The 14,270-nt window shown below is 72.1% G+C and carries 12 protein-coding genes; 7 read left to right on the forward strand and 5 right to left on the reverse strand.

Features of this window, described 5'->3' with window-relative positions; all coding sequences use genetic code 11:
• Positions 1–342: 342 nt before the first annotated feature.
• A complete protein-coding gene (gene hrpB, locus ACFWEP_RS21295) occupies positions 343–2,919 on the reverse strand; it encodes an ATP-dependent helicase HrpB (protein WP_387371877.1) in 2,577 nt (858 codons plus the stop codon).
• A gap of 273 nt (positions 2,920–3,192) precedes the next feature.
• Positions 3,193–4,005, reverse strand: a complete 813-nt coding sequence (locus tag ACFWEP_RS21300; protein ID WP_387371878.1) for a class I SAM-dependent methyltransferase — start codon at positions 4,003–4,005, stop codon at positions 3,193–3,195.
• Between the two features lie 429 nt (positions 4,006–4,434).
• Here ACFWEP_RS21300 and rpsA point away from each other — a divergent pair, with 429 nt between their 5' ends.
• Entirely contained in the window at positions 4,435–5,946 is a 1,512-nt protein-coding gene (rpsA, locus tag ACFWEP_RS21305) for a 30S ribosomal protein S1 (RefSeq protein ID WP_328722284.1), read from the forward strand.
• A 120-nt stretch (positions 5,947–6,066) separates the two neighbouring features.
• Here rpsA and ACFWEP_RS21310 read toward each other — a convergent pair whose 3' ends face one another.
• Positions 6,067–7,029, reverse strand: coding sequence for a right-handed parallel beta-helix repeat-containing protein (locus ACFWEP_RS21310; RefSeq protein ID WP_387371879.1), 963 nt, complete (start codon positions 7,027–7,029; stop codon positions 6,067–6,069).
• A gap of 335 nt (positions 7,030–7,364) precedes the next feature.
• On the opposite strand from ACFWEP_RS21310, the gene ACFWEP_RS21315 reads away from it, so the two are divergent.
• The 4 genes from ACFWEP_RS21315 (at position 7,365) to ACFWEP_RS21330 (ending at position 11,063) form a co-directional block, all read left to right on the forward strand.
• Positions 7,365–8,888: a flavin monoamine oxidase family protein gene (locus tag ACFWEP_RS21315; protein ID WP_387371886.1), complete on the forward strand. Its 1,524-nt coding sequence runs from the start codon at positions 7,365–7,367 to the stop codon at positions 8,886–8,888.
• A 106-nt stretch (positions 8,889–8,994) separates the two neighbouring features.
• The gene (locus ACFWEP_RS21320; protein WP_387371880.1) at positions 8,995–9,933 is read left to right on the forward strand and encodes a PAC2 family protein; all 939 of its coding nucleotides are present in this window, start codon (positions 8,995–8,997) and stop codon (positions 9,931–9,933) included.
• An 88-nt stretch (positions 9,934–10,021) separates the two neighbouring features.
• A complete protein-coding gene (gene coaE, locus ACFWEP_RS21325; protein ID WP_387371881.1) occupies positions 10,022–10,642 on the forward strand; it encodes a dephospho-CoA kinase in 621 nt (206 codons plus the stop codon).
• A 52-nt stretch (positions 10,643–10,694) separates the two neighbouring features.
• Entirely contained in the window at positions 10,695–11,063 is a 369-nt protein-coding gene (locus tag ACFWEP_RS21330) for a tetratricopeptide repeat protein (protein WP_327175157.1), read from the forward strand.
• A gap of 93 nt (positions 11,064–11,156) precedes the next feature.
• Here ACFWEP_RS21330 and ACFWEP_RS21335 read toward each other — a convergent pair whose 3' ends face one another.
• On the reverse strand, positions 11,157–11,441 hold the full coding sequence (locus tag ACFWEP_RS21335; RefSeq protein ID WP_387371882.1) for a DUF6343 family protein: 285 nt from the start codon (positions 11,439–11,441) through the stop codon (positions 11,157–11,159).
• 68 nt (positions 11,442–11,509) lie between these two features.
• Between ACFWEP_RS21335 and ACFWEP_RS21340 the strand changes: the two genes are divergently transcribed.
• The gene (locus ACFWEP_RS21340; RefSeq protein ID WP_387371883.1) at positions 11,510–12,607 is read left to right on the forward strand and encodes an ADP-ribosylglycohydrolase family protein; all 1,098 of its coding nucleotides are present in this window, start codon (positions 11,510–11,512) and stop codon (positions 12,605–12,607) included.
• Positions 12,608–12,694: 87 nt separating this feature from the next.
• On the opposite strand, the gene ACFWEP_RS21345 is transcribed toward ACFWEP_RS21340, so the two are convergent.
• Positions 12,695–13,057 carry a hypothetical protein gene (locus ACFWEP_RS21345; protein WP_387371884.1) on the reverse strand — a complete coding sequence of 121 codons (363 nt, stop codon included), beginning with the start codon at positions 13,055–13,057 and terminating at the stop codon, positions 12,695–12,697.
• 325 nt (positions 13,058–13,382) lie between these two features.
• On the opposite strand from ACFWEP_RS21345, the gene ACFWEP_RS21350 reads away from it, so the two are divergent.
• Positions 13,383–14,270: slipin family protein (locus ACFWEP_RS21350; protein ID WP_387371885.1), on the forward strand; the 888-nt coding region annotated here is incomplete at its 3' end.

Below are 14,270 nucleotides of genomic sequence, written 5' to 3' on the forward strand. Positions count from 1 at the left end.
GGCGTGACCGGTGCCGTCCGTCAGCCCTCGCGTACCGACATCGGCCCTGGCCACTGATCTTGCCCCGGCGACGACGGCGACGCCGGCCCCGGCTCTCGCGTGCCGGCCCCGGCTCTCGCGTACCGGCCTCGGCTTCCGTGTACCGGCCTCGGCTTCCGTGTACCGGCCTCGGCTTCCGTGTACCGGCCTCGGCTTCCGTGTACCGGCCTCGGCTTCCGCGTGCCGGCCCGGCTCCCGGGTACCTGCCCGGCTCCCGGGTACCTGCCCGGCTCCCGGGTACCTGCCCGGCTCCCGCGTACCGGCCTCGGCTCCCGCGTACCGGCCCGGGCCCGTCCTACGTGTTCACGGCCGCTGCTCCCGCTTCAGCCGCGCCGAGGTGAACCGGGTGGCGGCGACCGTCGTCGGGTCCTCCGGCCACGGGTGCCGGGGGTAGCGCCCCCGCAACTCCGTGCGGACGGCGCGGTACCCCTCCCGCCAGAACGAGGCCAGGTCCGCGGTGACCGCCGCCGGCCGCCCCGCCGGGGACAAGAGGTGCACCAGCACGGGCACCCCGGCCACCGAAGGCGTCTCGGCCAGGCCGAACAACTCCTGGAGCTTCACCGCGAGCACCGGCTGCTCGCCGTCGTACTCCACCCGGATACGGGACCCACTCGGCACCTCGATCCGCTCCGGTGCCAGCTCGTCCAGCCGGGACGCCTCGCCGGTCGCCCAGGGCAGCAGCCGGCGCAGCGCCTGTCCCGCGTCGATCCGCCCCAGGTCCGCACGGCGCCGCGCACGCGACAGCTCCGGCTCCAGCCACTCACCGGCGCGCGCCAGCAGAGCCTCGTCCGACACCTCGGGCCACGGCGCACCCAGGACCCGGTGCAGGAAGGCCAGCCGGGCACGCAACTGCTCGCTGTCCCGGGTCCACCGCAGCAGTCCGGTGCCCTCCCGGCGCAGCCCTTCCAGGAGGGCGGTGCGCACCAGCTCCGGGGCCGGCTGCTTCAGCGGGCGCACCGCCAACTCCACCGCCCCCAGCCGGTCCACCACACGCGCAACGATGTCGCCGTCGCTCCAGCGGACCTCCTCGCCCCGGAACCGCAGGTGCCCCGCGGCCAGCACCGCGGTGTCCTCGTCGATCACCGCTGCCAGCCTCACCCGGGCCGATGCGGCGTGGGTGGGCCGGTCCGCGACGGCGACCGCGAGCCAGGGCGAGCCGCGGAGCCCCGAGCCGTCCCGCAGCTCCGCCCCGGTCCCCGACGCCATCAGGAACGCCTCCCCGCCCCGGCCCCGCGCCACCCGCTCCGGGAACGCCAGCGCGGCCACCAGTCCGGCGGTGGCGTCGTCCGTGACCGGGGTCGCCCCGCCCGCGGACCTGCCGCCCGCGGAACCGCCGCCCGCAGAACCGGCGGCAGGCCCGTCCCCGGCATCCCGGTCGCCCAGCGAGGACGACAGCCGCCGCACCTCCTGGCGCCAGCGCACGGCATATCCGTCGCCGCCACGGCGTGCGGTGCGCAGGGCCGCCGCCAGATCGTCCCCGTACTGGCGGGGAGGCTCCTCGCTCAGCAGGGCCACCACCTCGGCCGCCCGGCGCACCCCGACCTCCCGGGCTCCGTCGACCAGGGCCCGCGCCAGGCGGGGATGGACACCGAGGCGGGACATCCGTGTGCCGCGCCCGGTCGCCCGCCCGTCCGCGTCGACCGCCCCGACCGCCCGCAGCACCTCGCGGGCCGCGCCCATCGCTCCCGCGGGTGGCGGGTCGAGCAACGCGAGGTGCACCGCCCCGGGGTCGCCCCAGCACGCGGCCCGCAAGGCGAACGCCGCCAGGTCCGCGACCCGGATCTCCGGGGCCGGAAACCGGGGGAGCCGCCCGTCCTCCGCCTCCGTCCAGCACCGGTACACCGCACCGGGAGCCTCTCGTCCGGCACGGCCCGCCCGCTGACGTCCTGTCGCCTGCGAGGCCCGCACCGTCGTCAGGGCACTCAGCCCCCGGGCGTGATCCGTCCTGGGCTCCCGGGCGAGGCCGCTGTCGACCACGACCCGCACTCCGGGCACGGTCAGCGACGACTCCGCGACCGAGGTCGCCAGCACCACGCGCCGTCCCGCGCCCGAGTCTCCCGCCAGGACCGCGTCCTGCACGGCGGCCGGCGCCCGCCCGTGCACCTGGAGCACCTCCGCACCGGTCCCGGTCAGCCGGCCGGCGACCTGGGCGATCTCACCGACACCGGGCAGGAAGCAGAGCACGTCGCCGTCCCGCTCCGCCAGCGCCCGGCGCACCACCGAGGCGACATGCGTGAGCAGTGCGGGATCGACCCGCATTCCGTGCGGCGGCCGGACCGGGGCGGTGGGCGGTGCCCAGACGACTTCCACCGGATGGGAGATCCCGGTCGCCTCGACGACCGGGGCGCCGCCGAGCAGGCGGGCCCAGCCCTCCGCGTCGGTCGTCGCGGAGGCGGCGACCAGCCGCAGGTCGGGGCGGAGCGTCTCGCGCACGTCCAGCAGGAAGGCGGCGGCGGTGTCGGCGTCCAGATGGCGTTCGTGGCACTCGTCGAGGATCACCACGTCGGTGCCGGAGAGTTCCTGGTCGCGCTGGAGGCGCTGGAGCAGCACCCCGGTGGTGACGACCTCGACCACGATGTCCGGGCCGGCCACCCGCTCACCGCGCACGGTGAAGCCGACGCGCCCCCCGGGCCGCTCGCCGAGGAGCCAGGCCATGCGGCGGGCCGCGGCGCGGGCGGCGATCCTGCGGGGTTCGGCGACCACGACCTTGCGCGGCGGGCCCTGGCCGGTCAGCCCCGCCAGGGCGAGCGGCACGAGGGTGGTCTTGCCGGTGCCCGGCGGCGCGCAGAGCACGGCGGTGCCCCGCTCGTCGAGCGCCCGGCGCAAGGCGGGCACGGCGGTGCGGACGGGCAGGTCGGCCAGGGCATCGGTTCGGATCACGCCCCCAGTGTCGTACGGCTGTCCGGGCCCGCCCCACCCCCGCACGGGGGAGCCGCCTCCCTCGCGTGGGGGAAACGGCACCTGGCCGGGGCCGGCGGATTGAGGGCATGCCGTTCGTATCGTGCCGGGATCCCCGAGCCGGTCCGATCCGAACGGAAGCCCCGGCCGGGTCCGCAGGTCCGGCAGGTGTCCGGTCCGCCGGTGTCAGGTGTCCGGTCCGGCCGGTGCCCGGTCCGGCCGGTCGGCGGGTGCCGTGGGCCGGTGCCGGCGGGGTCAGTCGCGTTCGCAGACGAAGATCGCCGTGCCCGGGATGAGGTTCCCGCGCAGCGGCGACCAGCCGCCCCACTCCTGGTGGTTCCACTCCGGCCACTCCGGTTCCACCAGGTCGACCAGGCGGAAGCCGGACGCGACCACGTCGCGGACCCGGTCGCCCAGCGTCCGGTGGTGCTCCACGTAGACGGCCTCGCCCGATTCGTCCTGCTCCACGTACGGGACACGGTCGAAGTAGGACGCGGCGACGGACAGGCCCTCCGGCCCCGGCTCGTCGGGGAAGGCCCAGCGGATCGGGTGGGTCACCGAGAAGACCCAGCGCCCGCCCGGCCGCAGGACCCGGCGGACCTCGCGGAAGACGCGTACCGGGTCGGCGACGAAGGGGACGGCGCCGTAGGCGGAGCAGGCCAGGTCGAAGGAGCCGTCCCGAAAAGGCAGCACCCCGGCGTCCGCCTCCACCAGCGGCACCTCGTCGCCGATCCGCAGGGCGTGCTGGAGCTGCCGGTGGGAGAGGTCCAGGGCCACCGGGCGGGCTCCTTGGGCGGCCAGCCAGCGGGAGCACTGCGCCGCACCCGCACCGATCTCCAGGACGTCGCGACCCGCGAGGGCGGCGGCGGGACCGAGCAGACCGGCTTCCGCCTCGTCGAGCCCTTCCGGCCCCCAGACGAACCGGTCGTCGCCGAGAAAGGCCCCGTGGTCGCTCTGGTACTCGTCCGCGTTCCGGTCCCACCAGCCGCGACTGGCCCGGCTGCTCTCCGGGTCGCCCGCTTCGCGGCGGGTCGCTTCGGGTTCGGTTCCGTAGGTCTCTTGGCTCATCGTGTCCGTCGTTGTAGTTTGCCTTTACCCGCCGCGCGCGGCGGGGTGCAGGGAGTGTCCGTGCGGTGTCCGCTCCCGGCGCCGGCCTCCGGCGACGCGGGGTGCGAGGAATTCTCGGACCCGTACCGGCCCGGATACGGCCTCGACGCGGTCGAGTTGTGCCGGATATGACCCGTTGCGCCCTGCGTGTGCGCCTTCGCGCATTGACCGTGTCCGGCTGCCCCCGTATGCTACAAGTTGCGCTGCGAGCCTGCGCGCCTCAGACCTAGCAGGCCGCGCTCGCGTCTGTTGCATGTCCCCTCGGTTGTCGAGGTGTCTCCCGGAGACGGGTCGGGCACTTTCCAGGCTGTCCGGCTTCTGCAGAGGCGATAAGGGCTCACGGCGTAGCAGTACCTACGACTCACTGTCCGTACCGGAGCCCTTTCCCACATGACGAGCAGCACCGAGACCACCGCCACCACTCCGCAGGTTGCGGTCAACGACATCGGCGACGCGGACGCGTTCCTCGCGGCGATCGACGAGACGATCAAGTACTTCAACGACGGCGACATCGTTGAAGGTGTCATCGTCAAGGTCGACCGCGACGAGGTTCTCCTCGACATCGGTTACAAGACCGAAGGTGTCATCCCGAGCCGCGAGCTCTCGATCAAGCACGACGTCGACCCGAACGAGGTCGTCAAGGTCGGCGACGAGATCGAGGCCCTGGTTCTCCAGAAGGAGGACAAGGAAGGCCGCCTGATCCTCTCGAAGAAGCGCGCGCAGTACGAGCGTGCTTGGGGCACCATCGAGAAGATCAAGGAAGAGGACGGCATCGTCACCGGTACCGTCATCGAGGTCGTCAAGGGTGGTCTCATCCTCGACATCGGCCTCCGTGGCTTCCTGCCGGCGTCGCTCGTCGAGATGCGTCGCGTCCGCGACCTCCAGCCCTACGTGGGCAAGGAGCTCGAGGCGAAGATCATCGAGCTGGACAAGAACCGCAACAACGTGGTCCTGTCCCGCCGCGCCTGGCTGGAGCAGACCCAGTCCGAGGTTCGCCAGACGTTCCTCACCACCCTGCAGAAGGGTCAGGTCCGCTCCGGCGTCGTCTCCTCGATCGTCAACTTCGGTGCCTTCGTGGACCTGGGTGGCGTCGACGGTCTCGTTCACGTCTCCGAGCTGTCCTGGAAGCACATCGACCACCCCTCCGAGGTTGTCGAGGTCGGCCAGGAAGTCACCGTCGAGGTTCTCGACGTCGACATGGACCGTGAGCGCGTCTCCCTGTCGCTGAAGGCGACGCAGGAAGACCCGTGGCAGCAGTTCGCCCGGACGCACCAGATCGGTCAGGTCGTCCCCGGTAAGGTCACCAAGCTCGTTCCGTTCGGTGCGTTCGTGCGCGTCGACGAGGGCATCGAGGGCCTGGTCCACATCTCCGAGCTGGCCGAGCGCCACGTGGAGATCCCGGAGCAGGTCGTCCAGGTCAACGACGAGATCTTCGTCAAGGTCATCGACATCGACCTCGAGCGTCGTCGGATCAGCCTCTCGCTGAAGCAGGCCAACGAGTCCTTCGGCAGCGACCCGGCCTCGGTCGAGTTCGACCCGACCCTGTACGGCATGGCCGCGTCCTACGACGACCAGGGCAACTACATCTACCCCGAGGGCTTCGACCCCGAGACCAACGACTGGCTCGAGGGCTTCGAGGCGCAGCGCGAGGTCTGGGAGACCCAGTACGCCGAGGCGCAGCAGCGCTTCGAGCAGCACCAGGCCCAGGTCATCAAGTCCCGCGAGGCCGACGAGGCCGCCGCTGCCGAGGGCGCTGCCGCCCCGGCCGGCGCCCCGGCTGCCTCCGGCGGCAGCGGTGGCGGCGGCTCGTACTCCTCGGAGTCGGCCGACAACTCCGGCGCCCTGGCGTCGGACGAGGCGCTCGCCGCCCTGCGCGAGAAGCTGGCCGGTGGCCAGAGCTGAAGCTCTGACCCTGGCAGCCGCTGACGGACGGCGGTAGCAGGAGACACGTAGGTACGGCATGAGGCCCGTCCCCTTCGGGGGGCGGGCCTCACGCGTGTCCCGGGGACCCGGCCGTACGGCTCAGGGAGTGACGCCGATGTTCGTCAGGCCCAGGCCGCCGGTCGCGGTGTTGTCGGCGTACACGGTCGTGGAGCAGGCCGAGGTGTTCGCGGTGACGTTGATGGCCAGCCTCGGGGTGCCGGTGGCGCCGGTGAGATCCGAGTGGTTGCCGCGGAACACGGTGCCGCAGCCCCAGCCCGGCTGCTGGGTGTGGGTCTCGTAGCCGGTATTGGTGGTGCGGGAGCCGGTGTTGCCCTGGACGAGGACGCCGTTGCCCTTCACGTCGACCCAGGAGTCGTCGTAGTTCGCCCCGGTGAGCCCGCTGCCGTCGAAGGTGTTGCCGATGATCCGGGCGCCGGTGGTGCCTTCCTTGATGTCGACGTTCTCGCCCCCCACTCCGGGACCGATGACGTTGTCGGTGATCAGGACCCGGTCGCTGTTGTCGGTGAGGTCGCCCGCGGTGCCGACGTAGACGCCCTCGCCCATGCCGCGCCCGTCGTGGCCGGTGTCGTAGATCCGTGAGTTCCGGATGACCCCGTCCTTGCTGGACGTACGGAAGTGCACGCCCTCCATGTCGAGGTCGTGGACGGTCACCGAGTCGATGACCACGCCGTTGGCGGAGTCGGTCACGATGCCCTTCTGGCCGCCGGTGACGGTGACACCCTCGACGGTCCAGTACGAGGCACCGTTGAGGTGCAGCCCGTAGCCGCCGCCCGCGGTGAGGACCGCTCCGGCGGAGCCGGTCAGAGTGATGCGGGCGTCGGCGGTGCCCGCGACGGTCACCTTGAAGTTGCCGGTGTACGTGCCGTCCGCGAGGTGGATCGTGTCGCCGGGGACGGCTGCCGCGAGCGCCGCCTTGAGCTGTTTCGCGGTGCTGACGTCGACGGTGGTGGCGGCCCCGGCCGGACCGGCCGAGGCGAGGGTGAGGCCGCAGGTGACGAGGGCGGCGGCGAGCAGCGGTGCGAGGGGGGTACGGGTGCGCATGGAGGTGCCTTCCCGGAGAGTCCAGACTTCTCGTACGTGAATCGGACGCAAGGAGCTGAACGTGCTGCCCCGAGACGTTAGGCGGGCCGACAGCGGAGCGTCAAGGTCTGGACCATTGCCCGGATATCGGTCCGCGTTCTTCCGTGAGAGAAACATGTGGGATACACGAGTAACTGACGGCCCGTAACACGCGCTTGCCAGTATCCCGGCATCACCAAGATCCACGGAGGAGTCGGGACATGACCTCTACATCCAGCGCGCCCAAAGGTGCCGCATCCGGTTCGAGCCGCCGCAACTTCCTGCGCCAGGTCGGCCTCACCAGTGGCGCCGGAGCCATGTTCGCCACCATGGGAGCCCTCGGCCTGGCCCCCACCGCCCAGGCCGCGAGCCGCGAGCCCGTCTTCCGCGCCCCCAGCAAGGGCGACTTCAACCTGAAGGGCCGAGGAGCCGCGAAGGTCGTCGTCGTCGGTGGCGGCATCGCCGGCCTCGCCTCCGCCTACGAGCTCGGCAAAGCGGGCTACGACGTGACGATCCTGGAGGCCCGGAGCTTCACCGGTGGTCGCAACACGACGATCCGCGGCGGTGACACCACCACCGATCTGTACGGGAACAAGCAGACCGCGAAGTTCCACGACGGTCAGTACATGAACGCGGGACCCGGCCGGATTCCCCAGTGGATGGTCACGCTCGACTACTGCCGCGAACTCGGAGTCCCCGTCGAGGTGTTCACCAATGTGAACGCCAACGCCTACATCTTCAACGAGCGCACCGGCATGAAGGCCCCGATGCGCTACCGCACCGCCAAGGCCGACATGTACGGCTATGTCTCCGAACTCCTCGCCAAGGCGACCGACATGGGGGCCCTGGACCGCCAGATCACCGCCGAGGACCAGGAGAGGCTCCTGGAGTTCCTGAAGGAGTTCGGGGACATCGGCGACACCCTCGAATACACCGGCAGCCCGCGCCGTGGCTACCGCGTCGACCCCGCCGCCGTCGGCACCCCCGGTGAGGTGCTCGGGGACGTACCGACCGCCTCCGAGATCTTCTCGACCAACGTGGGCCGCTACTTCTCCTTCGAGTTCGAGTACGACCAGGCGATGCTGATGTTCCAGCCCGTCGGCGGCATGGACCGCATACCGGCGGCCCTGACCAAGGCGATAGGCGGCCGCCGCATCCGTACCGGCGCCGCCGTCACCGACATCCACGACACTCCGCACGGCGTCACCGTCACCTACACGCAGGACGGCCGCACCCACACCATCGACGCCGACTACTGCATCGCCGCGCTTCCCCCGAACATCCTCGCCAAGACCTCGCACAACCTCGGCTCCGCCGTGCAGACCGCGCTGGAGGGGTGCAAGCCCTCGTCGGCCGGAAAGATCGGCCTGGAGTACAAGAACCGCTGGTGGGAGACCGACCACCGGATCTACGGCGGCATCACCGAGACCGACATGGACCTCTCCCACATCTGGTATCCGTCCTACGGCCACAACGGCGACCGTGGTCTGATCATCGGCTACTACAACACCGGCACCAACGCCGACTCCTACGCCGCGCTCGCGCCGAAGGACCGTGAGGCCCGCGCCCTCGCCCAGGGCGTCAAGATCCACGGCGAGAAGTACCGCACCGAACTCGCCTCGTCCTTCTCGCACCACTGGCGCCAGACCCCCCACCTGGAGGCCGCCTGGCACTCGCTCTCCGGAGGCCCGGAGGCCGCCGCCTTCGCTCCGCTCAACAAGGCGGCCGGCCGCGTCTACTTCGCGGGCGACTACCTGAGCAACACCGACGCCTGGCAGCACGGGGCGTTCACCTCGGCCCGCAAGGCCGTGACCGCCCTGCACAGCCGGGTGCTCGCGTGACATCCGGGCCCGCGCCCGCGTAAACACCCGATGACGGGGCACGGACGGGGAATGTCCGTGCCCCCCTGGGCGTTCTCCACTCGGAACACGAGGAGGAGCGGTAACTGTGCCTGATCCGCAGAGTCTGTACGAATGGGAGCCGAAGGGGCTGGCCGCCGTCGACATGGCGCTTGCCCAGGAGTCGGCCGGCCTGGTCATGCTCTATCACTTCGACGGGTACATCGACGCCGGTGAGACCGGCGAGCAGGTCGTCGACGGACTGCTGGAGTCACTGCCCCACCAGGTGGTGGCCCGCTTCGACCACGACCGCCTCGTGGACTACCGCGCCCGGCGCCCGCTGCTCACCTTCCGGCGCGACCGGTGGACGGCGTACGAGACCCCGACGCTGGACGTCCGCGTCGTCCAGGACGCCACCGGCGCACCGTTCCTCCTGCTCTCCGGTCCCGAACCGGACGTGGAGTGGGAGCGGTTCGCGGCCGCCGTCGAGCAGATCGTCGAACGTCTCGGCGTTCGGCTCTCGGTGACCGTCCACGGCATTCCCATGGGAGTGCCGCACACCCGCCCGGTCGGCCTCACCCCGCACGGCAACCGCGTCGACCTGATGCCGGGCCACAGCACCCCGTTCGACGAGGCGCAGGTTCCCGGTTCGGCGGCCGCGCTCGTCGAGTACCGTCTGGCCGAGGCCGGTCACGACGTGCTGGGCGTCGCCGCGCACGTCCCGCACTACGTCGCCCGGTCCGCCTATCCGGACGCGGCGCTCACCAGCCTCGAAGCCATCACCGCCGCCACCGGCCTGGTGCTGCCCACCGTCGCGCACTCCCTGCGCACCGCCGCGCACCGCACCCAGACCGAGATCGACCGGCAGATCGGTGAGGGCGACGAAGAGCTCGTCGCCCTCGTCGAGGGGCTGGAGCACCAGTACGACGCGATCGCAGGCTCCGAGACCCGCGGCAACCTCGTCGCCGAACCGGTGGACCTGCCGTCGGCGGACGAGATCGGCCTCGAATTCGAGCGCTTCCTCGCCGAACGCGAGGGCGACGCCTGACGGCGGCCGTCCGGCACACCGCCCCGGTGCGCCGGACAGCCGCCACCGGGTGGGACGCGCGCCCGCCCCGCCCCGTAGGCTGCCGTCCATGCTGAAAGTGGGCCTGACCGGCGGCATCGGCGCCGGCAAGAGCGAAGTGTCCCGGCTGCTCGTCCAGTACGGAGCGGTGCTGATCGACGCCGACCGCCTCGCCCGCGAGGTCGTCGCCCCCGAAACGCCGGGACTCGCCGCTGTCGTGCGGGAGTTCGGCACCGGCGTGCTCCACGAGGACGGCAGCCTGAACCGGCCCGCCCTCGGCGCGATCGTCTTCGGCGACAGCGACCGGCTCGCCGCCCTCAACGCCATCGTGCACCCCCTGGTCCGGGACCGGACCGCCGAACTGGAACGCGCCGCAGGGCCCGGGTCGGTCGTCGTCAACGACGTCCCGCTGCTCGCCGAGAACGGTCTCGCTCCCCTCTACGACCTCGTGATCGTCGTCGACGCCACCCCCGCCACCCAGCTCGACCGGCTCGTCCGGCTGCGCGGCATGACGGAGGCCGACGCCCGCGCGCGGATGGCCGCCCAGGCCACCCGCGAGGAGCGGCTCGCGATCGCCGGTCTCGTCGTCGACAACGACGGGCCTCTGGAAGACCTGGAACCGCAGGTGCGCAAGGTGTGGGACGAGCTCACGCGGCGGGCGGGCGCCGCCCCGACGGGGTCCGCGGAATAGCGCGCCCTCGTCGCGCGTTGCAAACGGCCGAACGAAGGGAAGGATCCCGACCGTGCCCGAACGGAACCCGGAAACCCATGTGATCGACTTCCGCGCCGCCGAGCAACTGCTGGCCGCGCGTGACCCCCAGGGTGCGGTGAAGCTCCTCGACTCGGTGATCGCCGCCCACCCGGAGAACACCGCCGCCCGGCTGCTGCGCGCCAGGGCCTTCTTCGCGGCAGCCCAACTGCGCCCGGCGGAGCTGGAGTTCGAGTTGGTTCTGGAGCGTGAGCCGGACAACGCCTTCGCTCACTTCGCGCTGGCCCGCACCTTCCAGCGAGCCGGGCGACCCGAGCAGGCCACCCGACACTTCCGGCTCGCCGCAGCCCTCGACCCGAACCCCGAGTACCTGACCGCCGCGCGCTTCGACAGCCGGGACTGAAGGGCCCGGGAGGCTCCCGGGTCCCTGCGGCTCGCGGGCCGGCTCACGGGCCGACTCACGGGTGATCGCCGAGGGCAGCGCGGTTCACGGAGTTCACGTCCACGGCCGGTGCGTCCGCCCGTCGCCGTGGTCGGGTTCGAACGGAGGGACGTCCCTGCCCGGCTGGAAGCGGGAGCCCTGGCGCATCCGGTGGACGATCACCGCGAAGTCCGCCGCGGTCACCGCCAGCAGCACACCGCAGGCCGCCGCCCAGCCGGGACGATCGGCGAGTGAGAACGCGACCACCGCGAACAGGGTCCAGGCGACGCCCCATAGACTCAGCCAGAGCCGCATGCGCAGCGGACTGCGCGCGGTCACGGGTTCACTGCCGGTACGCATGTCGCATCACCTCATGTCCAGCATGGACCCGTGCCGTCGAGAGTGCGGCGCACCGGAGGGGGACGTTCGTGACGGATATCGGGAGCGCGGTCCGCAGGGCGCGGGTGCGGGGCTGTCTGCTGGGCGGCGCGATCGGCGACGCGCTGGGAAACCCGGTGGAGTTCCTCTCGCTGACCGGGATCGAACGGGCCCACGGACCGCTCGGTGTCCGCGGCCTCGTGCCGGACTCCGAGGGAGTCCTCGGGCGCATCACGGACGACACCCAGATGACCCTCTTCACGGTGGAGGGGCTGATCCGAGCGGAGGCCGGGACAGGCCGCGCCGGACGCGTGGGCACGGTGCGCGCGGCCTACCGGCGCTGGCTCGACACCCAGAACCACCCGACGCCGCCCGCCCGCGGCGGTGACGACACGGTGCGCACCGGATGGCTGCGTCGGCAGCAGCTGCTCTACGCGCGCAGGGCCCCCGGAAACGCGTGCCTGACCGGACTCGCCGCCGGGCACGTCCCGAGCGAGCGGGACGCTCCCGGGACACCCGGACCGGTGAACCCCGGCTCCAAGGGCTGCGGCACCGTCATGAGGTCCGCCCCGTTCGGGCTGACCGGGGAGTCCCCGGCCGACGCCTTCGCGCTGGCCGCGCACTGCGCGAAGATCACCCACGGCCATCCGACAGGAGCGCTCGCGGCGGGGGCCTTCGCCGCGACCGTCGCGTACCTTCTGGCCGGCGAGTCGATGCCGGGCGCGGTGCTGCGGGCGATGGAGCTGACCGCGCGCCACCCGGGCCACGAGGAGACCACGGCGGCCTTGCGGGCAGCCGTCGACCGTGCTGCCGAAGGGGCCCCGACCGCCGAGGGTGTCGAGTCGCTCGGCGCGGGATGGGTCGCCGAGGAGGCGCTCGCCATCGCCGTGTACTGTGCGCTGGCACTGCCGGGTCCCGAGGACGTCGCGGAGGCGCTGCTGCTGTCCGTCAACCACTCGGGGGACAGCGACTCCACCGGAGCCGTCTGCGGCAACCTGCTCGGCGCGCTGCACGGGGATGCCGCGCTACCCGCCGACTGGCTGGTGCGCACCGAGGGCCTGACCCTGATCAGCAGGATCGCCGACGATCTCTCCCGCCAGTTCCAGGGACCGGTCGACTGGCCGGCGGACCGCTACCCCGCGAACTGAGCCGTCGGCCGGCCGCTCCCGTGCCGGGGATCCGCCGATCCCCCCGGTACGGGACCCGCAGCGGGTGCGGCGGGCGCCGGGCGCCGGTCAGTGCACGAGGGTGTAGCTGCGCCAGACGGGTGTGCTCGGGGCGTCCACGTCGGTGAGCCGGGTGGACAGGTAGGTGCTGCCTTCGCCGGTGCAGTCGCGGGAGCGGTAGAGGACCATGTCGATGAGGGTGTTGTTGTCGACGGCCTTCGCGCCCCCGGGCAGCGGGTGGCAGCCCCGCACCAGCGGACTGTTCTCCATGACCTCGACGTCGCGCTCGGTGGTGTAGATGACCGGCCCGACCGCGGTGCGGCCGAGACCCGAGCAGCCCGAGGCGCCCAGCGCGGTGAGAGCCAGCAGGACGGCCCCCGCGGCGACGCGGGGACGGCGGAGGCGGCGGTGGAACGTCGCTGTCACGGACATGGGCGGGTCCTCGTCTGCTCGTCCGGATCGTCAGGATGCTGCGGTGCTGCGGTGCTGCGGTGCTGCGGTGCTGCGGTGCTGCGGTGCTGCGGTGCTGCGGTGCTGCGGGGCCGGTGTGGCGGTGCTGCGGGGCCGGTACGGGGATTCCGTACGGGCGCATGCCACGCTGCCCGCTCCGGCGCGGCCCGGCACCCGGGGAGGGCCGACCGGGCGACATCCGGGAGAGCCCGAGGTTCCCTGGGGGTGCGAAAAGGGCATAACGTGTTAATAGGCAGCGGTTCCGTCCCGGTGTCGCTGTGTGCCGTGCCAGTGGCAGGGGGCCGTCATGGTCCAAGTGCTAGTGATCGCGATCGTCGCGGTACTCGCCGTCTGCGGTCTGTTCGCAGTCGCGGGGGTCCGCGTCGTCAGGCAGTACGAGCGAGGGGTGGTGCTCCGGCTCGGCCGGCTGCGCGACGAGATCAGAGGGCCCGGGCTCACGATGATCGTCCCCGGCGTGGACCGGCTCCGTAAGGTCAATCTGCAGATCGTCACGATGCCCGTGCCCGCCCAGGACGGGATCACCCGGGACAACGTGACCGTCCGGGTCGACGCGGTCATCTACTTCAAGGTGATCGACGCGGCGAGCGCGGTCATCCAGGTCGAGGACTACCGCTTCGCGGTGTCGCAGATGGCGCAGACCTCGCTCCGTTCGATCATCGGCAAGAGCGATCTGGACGATCTGCTGTCCAACCGGGAGAAGCTCAACGAGGGCCTCGAGCTGATGATCGACAGTCCGGCCGTGGGCTGGGGTGTCCAGATCGACCGGGTGGAGATCAAGGACGTCTCCCTGCCGGAGACGATGAAACGCTCCATGGCCCGGCAGGCCGAGGCCGACCGTGAGCGCCGCGCCCGCGTCATCAACGCCGATGCCGAACTCCAGGCATCGAAGAAGCTCGCGGAGGCCGCGGGCCAGATGTCCGCACAGCCCGCGGCACTCCAGCTGCGGCTGCTGCAGACGGTGGTCGCGGTCGCGGCGGAGAAGAACTCCACGCTCGTGCTTCCCTTCCCCGTGGAGCTGCTCAGGTTTCTCGAACGGGCCCAGCAACCGCAGGCGGGCGACGGGCAGCCGCGTCCGGCCGCCCCGGGTGCACCACCCGCCGGGGCCACTCCGTCCGCCGCCCCGAACGGGCGGCAGCCCGTGGCGGCGGGCGGTTCCGGCGCGGGCACCCCGCCC

It is taken from the genome of Streptomyces sp. NPDC060198, assembly GCF_042728415.1.
In the GTDB taxonomy this organism is placed as follows: Bacteria; Actinomycetota; Actinomycetes; order Streptomycetales; family Streptomycetaceae; genus Streptomyces.

Bases quoted from the DNA above. Each gene is read 5' to 3' on its own strand.
- ACFWEP_RS21315 (WP_387371886.1), top strand. From the start codon at position 7,365: ATGTTCGCCACCATGGGAGCCCTCGGCCTGGCCCCCACCGCCCAGGCC.
- ACFWEP_RS21335 (WP_387371882.1), bottom strand. From the start codon at position 11,441: ATGCGTACCGGCAGTGAACCCGTGACCGCGCGCAGTCCGCTGCGCATG.
- rpsA (WP_328722284.1), top strand. From the start codon at position 4,435: ATGACGAGCAGCACCGAGACCACCGCCACCACTCCGCAGGTTGCGGTC.
- ACFWEP_RS21345 (WP_387371884.1), bottom strand. From the start codon at position 13,057: ATGTCCGTGACAGCGACGTTCCACCGCCGCCTCCGCCGTCCCCGCGTC.
- ACFWEP_RS21300 (WP_387371878.1), bottom strand. From the start codon at position 4,005: ATGAGCCAAGAGACCTACGGAACCGAACCCGAAGCGACCCGCCGCGAA.
- ACFWEP_RS21310 (WP_387371879.1), bottom strand. From the start codon at position 7,029: ATGCGCACCCGTACCCCCCTCGCACCGCTGCTCGCCGCCGCCCTCGTC.
- coaE (WP_387371881.1), top strand. From the start codon at position 10,022: ATGCTGAAAGTGGGCCTGACCGGCGGCATCGGCGCCGGCAAGAGCGAA.